The organism is Nitratidesulfovibrio sp. D1 (genome assembly GCF_051133415.1).
In the GTDB taxonomy this organism is placed as follows: domain Bacteria; phylum Desulfobacterota; class Desulfovibrionia; order Desulfovibrionales; family Desulfovibrionaceae; genus Cupidesulfovibrio.
In genome coordinates, this window is record NZ_JBPGNZ010000005.1 from 313,223 (window position 1) to 325,798 (window position 12,576).

Annotated in this window: 9 protein-coding genes; 3 read left to right on the plus strand and 6 right to left on the minus strand. The window is 68.4% G+C overall.

The window, feature by feature from the left end; translation table 11 throughout:
- The first annotated feature begins 16 nt into the window (after positions 1-16).
- From ACR4XJ_RS12120 to ACR4XJ_RS12130, 3 genes are all read left to right on the plus strand, one after another.
- The gene (locus tag ACR4XJ_RS12120) at positions 17-1,423 is read left to right on the plus strand and encodes a hypothetical protein (RefSeq protein WP_434755436.1); all 1,407 of its coding nucleotides are present in this window, start codon (positions 17-19) and stop codon (positions 1,421-1,423) included.
- A 15-nt stretch (positions 1,424-1,438) separates the two neighbouring features.
- Positions 1,439-2,611: a twin-arginine translocation signal domain-containing protein gene (locus tag ACR4XJ_RS12125; RefSeq protein WP_434755437.1), complete on the plus strand. Its 1,173-nt coding sequence runs from the start codon at positions 1,439-1,441 to the stop codon at positions 2,609-2,611.
- A gap of 368 nt (positions 2,612-2,979) precedes the next feature.
- The gene (locus ACR4XJ_RS12130) at positions 2,980-4,956 is read left to right on the plus strand and encodes a CobW family GTP-binding protein (RefSeq protein WP_434755438.1); all 1,977 of its coding nucleotides are present in this window, start codon (positions 2,980-2,982) and stop codon (positions 4,954-4,956) included.
- Between the two features lie 21 nt (positions 4,957-4,977).
- Here ACR4XJ_RS12130 and ACR4XJ_RS12135 read toward each other — a convergent pair whose 3' ends face one another.
- The 6 genes from ACR4XJ_RS12135 to ACR4XJ_RS12160 all read right to left on the minus strand — a co-directional run bounded on the left by ACR4XJ_RS12135 (position 4,978) and on the right by ACR4XJ_RS12160 (position 12,562).
- Positions 4,978-5,670 carry a PqiC family protein gene (locus tag ACR4XJ_RS12135; RefSeq protein WP_434755439.1) on the minus strand — a complete coding sequence of 231 codons (693 nt, stop codon included), beginning with the start codon at positions 5,668-5,670 and terminating at the stop codon, positions 4,978-4,980.
- On the minus strand, positions 5,670-6,653 hold the full coding sequence (locus ACR4XJ_RS12140) for an MlaD family protein (RefSeq protein ID WP_434755440.1): 984 nt from the start codon (positions 6,651-6,653) through the stop codon (positions 5,670-5,672). Before ACR4XJ_RS12140 ends, ACR4XJ_RS12135 begins: the two co-directional genes overlap by 1 nt.
- Positions 6,653-7,525 (minus strand): ABC transporter ATP-binding protein, encoded by an 873-nt coding sequence (locus ACR4XJ_RS12145; protein ID WP_434755441.1) that lies wholly within the window; start codon positions 7,523-7,525, stop codon positions 6,653-6,655. Before ACR4XJ_RS12145 ends, ACR4XJ_RS12140 begins: the two co-directional genes overlap by 1 nt.
- On the minus strand, positions 7,522-8,667 hold the full coding sequence (locus ACR4XJ_RS12150) for an MlaE family ABC transporter permease (protein ID WP_434755442.1): 1,146 nt from the start codon (positions 8,665-8,667) through the stop codon (positions 7,522-7,524). The genes ACR4XJ_RS12145 and ACR4XJ_RS12150 overlap by 4 nt, the downstream gene beginning before the upstream one ends.
- A gap of 65 nt (positions 8,668-8,732) precedes the next feature.
- Positions 8,733-9,413, minus strand: a complete 681-nt coding sequence (locus ACR4XJ_RS12155) for a DUF3313 domain-containing protein (RefSeq protein ID WP_434755443.1) — start codon at positions 9,411-9,413, stop codon at positions 8,733-8,735.
- Positions 9,414-9,415: 2 nt separating this feature from the next.
- Entirely contained in the window at positions 9,416-12,562 is a 3,147-nt protein-coding gene (locus tag ACR4XJ_RS12160; RefSeq protein ID WP_434755444.1) for an efflux RND transporter permease subunit, read from the minus strand.
- Positions 12,563-12,576: the final 14 nt, after the last annotated feature.

Sequence of the window (12,576 nt, forward strand, 5' to 3'; positions counted from 1 at the left end):
CAGAGGAGGAACCGTCATGTCTCACGGATCCGTCAGTTTCCTTGAAGCGCGAAAGCTGGAAAAGCGGTGGAAGGGGCCCCTGCCCGCCATCGTCAACCTGCTGTTCACGCTGGTCATCTTCTACGCCACGTGGTGGATTTTCCAGGATCCGCGCGGGGTGATGCGGCTGTACACCCCCTACGTGGGCTACATGTACACCCGCTGGCTGCTGATCATCCTGATCTGGGTCGCCTACATCTTCGACTTCTGGCCCTTCCGCCGGGAATGGATGGAAAAGGCCCACCCGCTGGTGAAGGGCGCCATTCTCACCCTGCTTTCGGTGGCCCTGATGCTGGCCCTGATCAAGGGCTTCTTCGAAGGGCTGCTGGGCAACTACGCCATGGCCTACTTCAACCCCGACCAGCTGACCAAGCTGAAGGGCATCACCGAATTCTTCGCGGCGGAATACGCGGCCACGGCGTGCCTGATGTTCGCGGCCATCGCCTCGTGGCTGAGCCCGGCCTGGGTGGTGGCCATGGAGGAAGCCCCCTGGCAGGACCTGAAGCAGCCGGTGAAGGGCATGAGCATCTGGATCGTCACCTTCTTTCTCAGCACGCTCATCTACCTGATGACCATGCACCCGCACATGGGCATCCTGTACTACCCGTGGCAGGAGTTCACCTCCATCACCCCGCCCTACTGGGAGGCCTTCGCCAACACGGTGTCGGGCAACTTCCACATCGCGTGGATCATGTGCTGCACCGTGGTGGTGTGGCTGATGGAAACCATCTGGGAACGCTACCCGTTCTCGGCCATCCGCAACCCGTGGGGCAGGCGGCTGTCCATCTTCTTCGCCATCATCGCCATTTCGCTGGCCCTGACTTTCTTCTTCTACTTCGCGCAGGAACTGGCCTGGGGTGAAGCCATCCGGGGCCACAAGCGCGACGCCGCGCCCGACTGGCGCTGGCTGCACGTGGGCGAGACGGCCATCTTCTTCCTGCTGCCCGCGCTGTTCCTGTACATGTACTGCGACAACTGGCCCCGCAAGTTCTCCACCCCGGTGAACATGCTGGTGCGCACCGCCATCGTGGTGGCGGCGGGCCTTGCGGTGTACGCCGTGTACTACCGCACCTCGCACCTGTTCCTGGGCACGCAGAAGGGCTTCTCGCACCCGCAGCAGTTCCCCATGATTCCCACCATCTGGCTGATCAACATCTGGCTGATCAACTACTGGTTCATGGACAACTGGCCCGGCTGGACCATGCGCATGAAGACCGCCGACGAACTGGCGGCAGAGGCCGCCGCGCGCGAGGCGGAGCACACCTGGAGCCCCAGGATGCTGCCCGGCCTTGCCGTGGGCACCGCCGTGGGCGTCGCGCTGTACTTCGTCATCGTGCGCATGGTGCCCGTGGTTTCCGAATCCGTCACCCTCATTCCCAAGTAGCCCAAGGAGGCCGCCATGTCGGACAACAAGACGTCATTCAGCAGGCGAGACTTCATAAAGGGCGCGGCACTGGGCGTGGGGCTGGGAACCCTGGGGGCCATGGGCGCGTATTCGTACTCGTCCCGCCGGTTCGAAGACCTGCCCAAGGTGCAGCGCAAGATGCAGTCCTTCGGCACCTGCCGCAGCGTGAAGGCCAAGGTCGTTTCGGAAACCAGCTGGTTCGACAACGGCAAGCTGATGGCCGACATCAAGAGCGCCGGGGGCCTGCTGGTGGACCAGTACACCTACAACTGGCCGCCGTTCGGCGACGGCACCGGGCTCGGCAAGGGGTCGTACCAGAAGGGCATCGCCCAGATCCGCGACCTGCTGCCCAACCGGCTCGAGGAAGCGTGGGAAATCACCAAGGCCAAGAGCGTCAACCCCATGAACGCCGGGGGGTTCGCCGCCCTGGTGGAAGTGGAGGACATGGACGGCAAGGTGCGCAAGTACCTGCTGGACTCCGGCTGGTCGTTCGCCTGGACGGACGAATGCTTCCGGCGCGAGGGCATCGACAAGATGCTCGCCAACGGCGAAATCGAGGCGCTCATCGTCTCGCACGAGCACTTCGACCACTTCTGGGGCCTGCCGGTAACCCTCAAGTACGCGCCGGGCATCAAGATCTACATCCCCGACTCGTTCTATGCGGAAGGGTTGCAGTACATCAAGGACGCCGGGCACAAGGGAGAACTGGTCAAGGTAAAGAAGGGGCTGCACCCCATCGAGCCGGGCATGGCCAGCTACATGTTCGACGTGCCCATCATCTGCCGGGTGTTCGGCGAACAGTCGCTGTACTTCAACGTGGCGGACCTGGGGCTGGTCAGCATCACCGGGTGCTGCCACCAGGGCATCATCCTGTTCGCGGACACCGCCTACCGCGAACTGGCCTACGAACACGACCGGTTCCACGGCCTGTACGGCGGACTGCACATCTCGCCCTTCGAGGACTGGGACCCCAAGTACGACGACCTGGTCATCGGACTGCGCAAGTGGAACCTGGAAAAGGTGGGCTGCAACCACTGCACCGGCATCGTCACCGCCAAGAAGTTCATCGACGCGGGCTACCCGGTGGTGGAGGGCACCGCCCGCTTCCGCACCAAGGACAAGGCCTATCTCGGCAACGGGGACACCATCCGGTTCGCCAAGGTGTAGGGGCTGTTTCTAAATTGTCCTTTCGCCCGTTGGCTACGTCAAACTTCGCCTGCCATGGCTTTGCTGTCCTCATCCGTAAGACTCGCAAGCTCGTCTAACGGCTGAGGCTCGGTCGAATACAATAAGAGTACGCTCTGCGGTCGCCATCCGTAATGCTCGAAGACTCGCATAACGGCTGCCGCACTCCCTCATGGCAGGCTCGTTTTCCTCGCCAACGAACGAAAATCCTAATTTGGAAACAGCCCCTAGCCCGGCGGCCGGAAGACGGATGAGCGGACGCCCCTGCCCGCCCGCGTGGGCGGGCAGGGGCACGCCGGGCCGCAACCACCGGACAGGCCACGGCGGCACGCCGCCGGCAAGGAGGCCCGATGGACCTGCGCACGATCACTCCCGTTCCCGTGGACCAGGGGCATGGCTGCTGGACGGCGGGCATGCTGCGCGCCCTGCTGCTGCGCACCCAGTTCCACCGGCCCGAGGCCCGCGCCCTGGGGTGGCGGGGCATCCGCCCCACCGTCGCCCACGGCGAAGGCTGGACCTGCAAGCTGCACGGCAGCCCCGGCGTGTTCGGCATACTGTTCGAAGGCGAGCGCATGTCCGGCGACACGCTGACGGGCACCTTTTCGCTGCACTATTTCCCCCACCCCGACGAGCCGCGCGCGGAACGCTTTTCCCTGGCCGCCGGGGTGGCCACCCTGCTTTCCGACTACTGGGACAACGTCCGCGAATTTCCGTCCGCACCCGCCATGCGCACCCTGTTCCGGGTGGGCACGCTGCGCGTGGTGGCGGACAGGCAGGGCGAAACGCTGCGGCTGGAACTGTCCGGCCTGTCGCGCACCCGCGTCATCGCCGCCGACGGCATTCGCCAGTCCGAAGGGTTGCCGGAGGACGTCATGCGCCAGTCCGAAGGTTTGCCGGAGGACGTCATGGGCCAGCCCGACGGCATGCCGGAAGACGTCACGGGCCAGTCCGAAGGAACGGCACGCGGCACGGGCACAGCCGACCCCTACGTGGTGCATCCCGGAGACGCGGAAAGCGACATCCCGTCCTTCGGCATGGCCCTGCGCCTGTTCCGCTGCCTGGCGGCCAGCGCCAGCTTCGTGCTGGGCGAAGCGCCCGTGGCCTGCCGCTACGCCGTGCGGCCCGGCTGGCAGGGCTGGTTCACCCGCGCCGGGGAATACCGCAACGTGCCCGCTCCCGGCGTCCGGCGCATCTCCATGGCCCTGGCCTACGGCAAGACGCCGCGGCCGGATCGGGCCGCGCCGTGGCGGCCTGCGGACACGGGTCCGCTGCACGCCCAGCCGTGGATGGCCGCGCACCGCCCCGGCTGGATGGGCGGCGCGGCAGGCGCGGACACGGCGGGCGGCGGGGGGCCGCGCCCGCCGCTGCTGGTGCTCACGGGGTTTCTGGGGTCCGGCAAGACCACGCTGCTGCGCCATTTCATCGAATACAACCTGCAACGCGACCGCTTCGTGGCGGTCATCCAGAACGAGATCGGGGCCGTGGGGCTTGACGGCAAGCTGCTGGAAGACGGCTGCCGCGTGGTGGAGGCTGACGAGGGCTGCGTGTGCTGCTCCCTGTCCGGACGGTTGCGGCACGGCCTGGCCCAGGTGCTGGACCGGTTCACCCCGGACGTGGTGGTGCTGGAAACCAGCGGGCTGGCCAACCCGCTGAACCTGCTCGACGAGTTGCACGAGGTGTCCGACCTGGTGGACCGGGGCGCGGTGATCACCGTGGTGGATACCGTCTCGTTCGCCAACGCCCTGCGTGAAAGCAGGGTGGCCAGGGACCAGGTGGCCGCGGCGGACATCCTGGTGCTCAACAAGATCGACATCGCCGGGCCGGAACACATCGAGGCCGCCCACGCCATGGCGGCCCGCATCAACCCCGGAGCCATGCTGCACGAAGCCACGGGAGGAGCCATCCCCTTCGGCCTGCTGACGGAGGCGGACGCCCCTCGGCCGGAAAGGCGGCCGCACGGCCTGCCCCGGTTCAGGGACGCCGCGTTCCCCGGCGGCCCGGCCACCCACGCCGACGACGGCTATGCGGCCGAGACCGTGCGGGTGCATGCCCCCATGGCCCTGTCCCAGTTGGAATCCCTGCTGGAATGGGAATCGAGGCGCTATTTCCGCATCAAGGGCGTGGTGGACGTGGCGGGGCACGACGCGCCCATGCTGGCCCAGTCCGTGGATGGCCGCATGAGCATAACGCCGCTGCCCGGCCACGCCGACGCGGAACGCTTTCTGACCTTCATCGGCAAGGGAGGAAGAGACTTCGGCAACAGCGATGCCGCCGGTGACGCCAGCGGCAACAACGGTCCGCCGGTGAAAACCCCGGCGGACCGGTGACCCCGCGCGCCCGGAGTACGGTCAGGGCCTGGGCAGCACTTCGCGCACGGCGGCCGCCACGGTATCGGCCAGGGTGGCCGCCAGCGCCCCCTGCGCCGTGACCATGGCGGCATAGTCGCCACCGGCGGCACGGCGCTCGACCACCCTGCCCCGGCGCAGCGTGGCGCCGGAACGGTCCAGCAGCGCCCACCAGGCGTCCAGCACCACCGTGCCGCCAAGGCTGCCGTCCAGCCGGTTCACGTCCACGGCCACGCGGATGTCGGCGTCCTCGGCCCTGGTGCCGGGGAACACCAGCACCCGCCCGCCGCCCAGCGCGCGGGAGATGTCCTCCGCCAGCACGCGGGGCAGGCTTTCGGCCAGCGGTTCGGCCCAGCGGTCGAATTCCGCCAGCCCGAGGCGCACTCCGTCGCCCTCGCGGGTGACGATCTGCGGGCGGTCCAGGTACGAGGCCATGCTGACAGGCCCCACCGCCACCCGAGCACCCGATTCATTAGACGCACCGGGCACATCGGGCACACCGGGCACATCGGGCACACCGCCAGCGGCGTCACCCGCCGGGGACGAGAGCAGGTAGAACCGCGTGGCGGCGCTGCTGCCCGCGCAGCCGGACAGCAACAGGCACGCCAGCAGCAGGACGGCCAACAGGACGGGGACAGGGGCGGGCAACGGCCCGGAACGGGACGCGGGGCCCCGGCGATGCACGGCGGCGTTCATCAGCGGTACTCTCCTTTGCCCCGCAGCAATGACTCGGGGTGGCGTTCCAGGTATTCGGCCAGGGCCCGCAGCGACCGGGCGGCCCCGCTCATCTCGCGCAGGGCCTGCTGCACCTCGGTCATGGTGCGCGAATCGTCGCGGATGGTGGAGTGGGCGGCGGCCAGCGCCGCCTCCGCCCGCGCGGACGCGGCCGACAGCGATTCCAGCGTCCGGGTGGCCTGGGACAGGGTGTCCGGCAACTGCCGGTCCAGCTTGTCCGCCAGCGCGCCGTAGCGTTGCGCCGCCCCGGCCAGCGACTGGCCCACGGGGCCCACCTGCGTGTTCACCGAGGCCATCAGCCGGCGCACTTCCTGCAAGGTTTCGTTGAGGCTGGCGGCGGTGTCGGCCACCACGGGCGAGTTGACCATCCTGTTCAGCCCGGCCACGGCCTCGTTCAACTGGGCCATGATGCTTTCGATGGGCAGGTTCTGGAGGGTGCGGGTCAGTTCTTCCATGGGCGAGGGCAGCGTGGGCAGTTCGGGTGTCTTGCCGTCGCCGCGCAGCACCAACTGGCTGCCCGGTTCGAAATCCAGTTCGATCATCAGTTGCCCGGTGACGAAGCTCTGCAACGCCAGCCGTGCCCGCAACCCCTTGTCGACGAGTTGCTCGAGCACCCTGCCGTCGGCCTTGTACGCCACCACGGCGCCGTCCTTCATATTCAGGATGCGCTCCGGCTCGAACTCGATGAACACCGGGATGAAGAATGTCAGGGTGTCGGGGTCGTGGATCAGTCGGATCTCCGTCACGCTGCCGACGGGCACCCCCCGGAAGACCACGGGCGCGCCGATGTTCAGACCGCGCACCGACCCCTTGAAGTAGAGCACCAGTTGCGGCCGGTCTTTCATGAACCTGCCGGAGCCGAACAGCAGCACCGCCGCCGCCAGCAGAGCCAGCGCCCCCACCACGAACGCGCCGAGCATGGCCTTGTTGGCTTCGCGCGCCATTACCGTTCCTCCTTGCCTCGGGATGGTGCATCCGGCCCGGCGTCCGCCGATGTCGCGGCGCGCGGTCCGGGCCTGCGCGCCGCGCCCATGGACGATTCGCCCCGGGTCAGGAAGCGCACGGCCTTGGGATCGCGCGCCTCGCGCAGGATGTCGTTGGGGTCGCCGCTGGCGGTCATGGTGCGGGTTTCCACGTCCAGGAACACCGAATTGGTGCCGATGGCGAAAATGGACGCCAGTTCGTGGGTGACCACCACGATGGTGGTGCCCAGACTTTCGCGCAGTTCCAGGATCAGGTCGTCCAGCAGCCGGGCGCTCACCGGGTCCAGCCCGGCCGACGGCTCGTCGAAGAAGACGATCTCCGGGTCCAGCGCAAGAGCCCGCGCCAGCCCGGCCCGCTTGCGCATGCCACCGCTGATCTCCGAAGGATAGAACCGCTCGAAGCCCGCCAGCCCCACCAGGGCCAGCTTGAAGGCCACCACGTCGGCTATCTCGGCGCGGGACAGCTTCGTGTACTGTTCCAGCGGCAGGGCCACGTTCTCGGCCAGGGTCATGGAGCTCCACAGCGCGCCGCTCTGGTACAGGATGCCCGCGCGGCGCATCACCCCGTCGCGGACGGCCGGAGAGCCGCCCCAGAAATCGGTGGCGCCGTAGTGCACGGTACCGGCGGCGGGCTGCTTCAGCCCCACCAGCACCTTGAGCAGGGTGGACTTGCCGCAGCCGCTGCCGCCCATGATGATGAAGATGTCGCCGCGCCCGATGTCGAAGTTCAGCCCGCGCATGAGCACGAACGGGCCGTAGGCCACGGTCAGGTCGCGCACCCGGATGTGCGGCGCGGGGGGCCGGGTGTCCGAAAATTGCGTGGTCCGGCTCATATGCCCAGCACCTCGCAGGCCACGGTGATGAACGCGGTGCACACGATGATGGACACGATGCCGCTGACCACCGCCGCCGTGGTGGCCGCCCCCACGGCCGAGGCGCTGCGGCCGCAGCGCATGCCGTGGTAGCAGCCGCACAGCGCCACCACCACGCCGAACACCGTCCCGTGGGTGATGCCTATCCACACGTTGGCCATGGTCATGGCCTCGCGCGTGGCGTTCAGGTATTCCATGGGGCTCAGGCCCAGCATGAACACCCCCACGATGAACCCGCCCAGCATGCCCATGACGTCCGCGTAGATGGTCAGCAGCGGCAGCATCACCACCAGGGCCAGCAGGCGCGGCAGCACCAGCTGTTCCACCGGGCGCAGGCCCATGGTGGCCAGGGCGTCCACCTCTTCGTTGACCTGCATGGTGCCCAGGATGGCCGCATAGGACGCCCCGGTGCGCCCGGCCATGGTGATGCCGGTCATGATGGCCCCCATCACCCGCACCATGGCGATGGCCACCAGACTGGCCACGTAGATCTGCGCGCCGAACACCCGCAGTTGCACCGCCCCCACGAAGGCCAGGATGAGCCCCACCAGCAGACTGATCAGCGAGACGATGGGCAGCGCGGCGGAGCCGCTTTCGGACATGAACTGCAAGAGGTCGCGCCGCCGCATGTCCGCCCGGCCGCGTGCCAGCCGGGACAGGGCGGAGGCCACCTCGCCGATGAAGTCCAGGGCCGATCCCACGGGCCTGGGCAGGGCCAGCACCGCCCCGCCGATGCGCTCCAGCAGGCCCGGCCGGGCGTCGCCGCGGGCGGCCCCGGCGCGCTCGGGCACGGCGAAGGACAGGTCCACCAGCCGGGTCAGCCCGGCGGGCAGGCCGCTGGTGTCCACGGAAAGGCCTCGTTCGCGGCAGGTGCGGATGACCCCGGCCACGAAAATGGCCAGGCTGCTGTCCCAGTCGCCCAGGTCTTCTGCCGCCAGCACCACGGACGCGACGCCCGGCTCGCGCAGCCGGGCCAGCGCCGCCGTGCGGGCGGCGGCCTGCGGCGGGGCGGCCAGGTTCCAGGCCCCGCCCACGGCAAGGCGCAGGCTGGCGCCCTCCGGCGTGCCGGAACTGGTGACGGTGAGTGTGGCGGGGTGTGGCATATGGCAACCTGTTACAGTCATGCGCCCGTGCGGGGGAAGGGTCAACCCCCTCCCCCGCACGGGGCCTACGGACGCAGGTTGCCCGCCTTGAATTCCGCCAGCCGCTTGCCCAGCAGCCTGGCCCAGTACTCGCAGGCGTCCTTGACGTCCTGCATGGAGCCGCGCAGGGGGGCCTTGGTGCCGCTGCGGCGGTCCACCGCCGCGGCAAGCTGGGTGCCGGCGCCGCCATCCAGCATTTCCATCTCCACCGCCGCCTCGCCCACGCCGATATGCTCGCCGCCCACGGCGCGGCTGGCGCCGGACACGGCGATGCCGATGGGAATCACGGACGTCAGCGTGCCGCTGACCGGCTTGCCGGGCACAAGGTCGGTCAGGGCGGTGCGCAGCACCAGCACGCGCGGGCCGGGTTCCGCCACCACCCGGTAGCTCTTGCCCGCCTCGCGCACCAGGGCGTCGCCGAAGAAGGTCAGCACTTCGTCCAGTTCCTTGGCATCCACGCCCTTGAACGGCGCGTCGGGCTTTATCCACGCCCTGGGCCGGTCGATGACCACGGCGTCGTAGTCCTTGGCGTTGACGCCGGACTTGATCCAGATCAGCCCGGCCTGATCGTCGCGCCCCTGCTTCAGCTTGCCGTAGTCCTTGAGGAAACCGGAAGGCTGCGCCTCCAGTTTGTGCGCCGCGCAGCCGGTGACCGCGAGCAGCAAGGCCAGTACGATGCACGACGTGATGCGGGAAGTGATGGTCATGGCTACCTCTGGTGGGCGTTGTCGGGTTGCGCCTTGGCGCTCGGCGGCGTGCCGCGCTCGCTCAGGCGTTGGATGACGGTGAAGAAGACCGGCACGAACATGACGGCGAGGAAGGTGGAGGCCAGCATGCCCCCGAACACCGCCGTGCCCAGCGCCCGCTGGCTGGCCGAGCCCGCGCCCGAGGCGGTGAGCAGCGGCACCACGCCCAGGATGAACGCGAACGAGGTCATCAGGATGGGCCGCAGCCGGGCGCGCGCGCCCTCCACGGCGGCCTCGGGGATGGACATGCCCTTGTGCATGCGCAACTCGCGCGCGAACTCCACGATGAGGATGGCGTTCTTGCTGGCCAGCGCGATGAGCAGCACGATGCCGATCTGGGTGTAGACGTTGTTGTCCATGCCCCGCGCGGACACGGCGATGCACGTGCCCAGCAGCGCCAGCGGCACCACCAGGATGATGGCCGCCGGGGCCGACCAGCTTTCGTACTGGGCGGCCAGCACCAGGAACACCAGCAGCACCGCCAGGCCGAACACCGCGAAGGCCTCGTTGCCGGTGGCCTTTTCCTGGTAGGCCATGGTGGTCCACTCGAAGCCCATGGTGGACGGCAGGGTGCGCCTGGCCATGTCCTCCATCAGGGACAGCGCCTGGCCGGAACTGAAGCCCGGCGCGGCGGACCCGATCAGCGAGGCGGCCGGGTACAGGTTGTAGCGGGTCACCACGTCGGGCCCCACCACGTCGCGCACGCCGGTCATGGCGCCCAGGGGCACCATGTGGCCGTCGGCGTTGCGCACCTCCAGCCGCCCGATGTCCCCGGCCTCCAGCCGGTAGCGGCTGTCGGCCTGCACGCGCACCTGGTACGCCTTGCCGAACTTGTTGAAGTCGTTGACGTACGACGACCCCAGGTATGCCTGCATGGTGCTGAACACGTCGCTCAGCTGCACCCCGTGGTCCTTGACCTTGGTGCGGTCCACGTCCACGTACAGCTGCGGAGTGCGGGCGGTGTAGGTGGTGGCCACCCCGGAAAGGCCCGACTGGCCCCGGCCCGCCCCCATCATCTCGTAGGCCGCGTTTTCCAGCGCCTGCGCCCCGGTGGCGGCGCGGTCCTGCACCATCATCTCGAAGCCGCCCGCGTTGCCCAGCCCCTGGATGGGCGGCGGGGTGACCACCAGCACCATGCCTTCCTGGATGGCGGCGGTCTTGCGGCGCAGCTCGGCCACCAGCTTGTCCTGCGTCAGGTCGCCCCGTTCGGCCCAGTCCTTGTACATGACGAAGACCGTGGCCGAGTTGGGGGTGTTGGCGCTGTTCAGGATGGACATACCGCCGAAGGTGATCCAGTTGGCCACGCCCGGCGTTTCGGCAAGGATGGCGTCGAGCCTGGCGGTCACCTCGCGGGTGCGCGACTGCGACGCCGCGCCCGGCAACTGCACCGCCACCAGCGCGTAGCCCTGGTCCTCGTCGGGCAGAAAGCCCGTGGGCAGCGACGAGAAGAACCAGAAGGTGGCCGAGATCAGCCCCACGAAGACCAGCATGGTGATCCCGGCGTGGCGCACCATGGTCTTCAGCAGCGCGACGAAGAACCGTTCCACCGCGTCGTACGCCTTGTTGAAGCCCCGGTAGAAGGCGTTGCGCCCCGGCACGATGGGCTTCAGGAACAGGGCGCACTGGGCGGGGGTCATGGTGGCGGCCAGCAGCGCGCTGACCAGCGCGGTGGAGGCGATGACCAGCGCGAACTGGCGGTACAGCTGCCCGGTGATGCCCGACATGAACGACGCGGGCAGGAACACGCACGACAGCACCAGGGTGATGCCGATGATGGGGCCGAACAGCTGCATCATGGCCTTCACGGTGGCGTCGCGCGCCGAATCGCCGTGCTCCATGTGATGGGCCGCCCCTTCCACCACGATGATGGCGTCGTCCACCACGATGCCGATGGCCAGGATGATGCCGAACAAGGTCACCAGGTTCACCGAGAAGCCCAGGGCCATCATGGCCATGAACCCGCCCAGGATGGTGATGGGCACCACCGTGGCGGGCACCAGCGTGGCCCGCCAGTCCTGCAGGAAGACCAGGATCACCGCCAGCACCAGCACGGCCGCCTCGAACAGGGTGTGGTACACCTGCTCGATGGCCGCCTCGACGAAGCGGGTGGTGTCGTAGGGGATGTCCCAGGCCACGCCGGGCGGGAATTCCTTGCCCAGGCGCTCCATGGCGGCGGTGACCTTTCCGGCCACGTCCAGCGCGTTGGCGCCGGGCAGCTGGTAGATGATCACCAGCGAGGCGGGCTTGCCGCTCTTTTCGGCGTACAGGTCGTAGGTCTGGCCGCCCAGTTCCACGCGGGCCACGTCGCGCACCCGGACGGTGCGGCCGGTGGGGCCGCCCGTGGCCGTGCGGATGATGATGTCCTCGAACTCCGCAACCTCGGAAAGCCGCCCCTGCGTCTGCACCGTGAACTGGAAGTTCTGGGTGTCCGGCGCGGGCTGCGCGCCGATCTGCCCGGCGGCCACCTGCACGTTCTGCTCGCTGATGGCGTTGACCACGTCCCTGGTGGTCAAGCCCAGGCTTTTCAGGCGCGGGGCGTCCAGCCACACGCGCATGGAATAGCTGGCCGCGCCGAACACCACGGCCTCGCCCACGCCGGGGATGCGCGCCACCTCGTCGCGCACCCGCAGAGAGGCGAAGTTGCTCAGGTACAGGTCGTCGTGGCTGCCGTCGGGCGAGGTCAGCGTCACCACCTGGAGGATGGCGGTGGACTTCTTCTTCACCGTCACGCCCTGGCGCTTCACCTCGTCGGGCAGGCGGGCCATGGCCACGTTGACGCGGTTCTGGACCAGCACCGTGGCCATGTCGATGTCGGTGCCCAGGGCGAAGGTGATGGTGAGGGAATACGTGCCGTCGTTGGCGCTCTTGGACGACATGTACAGCATGTCCTCCACGCCGTTGACCTCTTGCTCGATGGGCGCGCCCACCACGTCGGCCAGCACCAGCGAGTTGGAGCCGGGGTAGATGGCCTTCACCTCCACCGTGGGTGGGGTGATGTCCGGGTACTGCGAGATGGGCAGCATGAGCAGCGACACGACGCCGATGAGGATCAGCACGATGCCGATGATGTTGGAAAGGATGGGCCGGTCGATGAAGAACTTGGCGAACATGGGGGCCTCGCAGG

What these genes read in the sequence shown, in the direction of transcription:
- ACR4XJ_RS12120 (WP_434755436.1), top strand. Translation starts at nt 17, where the DNA reads ATGTCTCACGGATCCGTCAGTTTCCTTGAAGCGCGAAAGCTGGAAAAG.
- ACR4XJ_RS12125 (WP_434755437.1), top strand. Translation starts at nt 1,439, where the DNA reads ATGTCGGACAACAAGACGTCATTCAGCAGGCGAGACTTCATAAAGGGC.
- ACR4XJ_RS12130 (WP_434755438.1), top strand. Translation starts at nt 2,980, where the DNA reads ATGGACCTGCGCACGATCACTCCCGTTCCCGTGGACCAGGGGCATGGC.
- ACR4XJ_RS12145 (WP_434755441.1), bottom strand. Translation starts at nt 7,525, where the DNA reads ATGAGCCGGACCACGCAATTTTCGGACACCCGGCCCCCCGCGCCGCAC.
- ACR4XJ_RS12160 (WP_434755444.1), bottom strand. Translation starts at nt 12,562, where the DNA reads ATGTTCGCCAAGTTCTTCATCGACCGGCCCATCCTTTCCAACATCATC.
- ACR4XJ_RS12135 (WP_434755439.1), bottom strand. Translation starts at nt 5,670, where the DNA reads ATGAACGCCGCCGTGCATCGCCGGGGCCCCGCGTCCCGTTCCGGGCCG.
- ACR4XJ_RS12140 (WP_434755440.1), bottom strand. Translation starts at nt 6,653, where the DNA reads ATGGCGCGCGAAGCCAACAAGGCCATGCTCGGCGCGTTCGTGGTGGGG.
- ACR4XJ_RS12155 (WP_434755443.1), bottom strand. Translation starts at nt 9,413, where the DNA reads ATGACCATCACTTCCCGCATCACGTCGTGCATCGTACTGGCCTTGCTG.
- ACR4XJ_RS12150 (WP_434755442.1), bottom strand. Translation starts at nt 8,667, where the DNA reads ATGCCACACCCCGCCACACTCACCGTCACCAGTTCCGGCACGCCGGAG.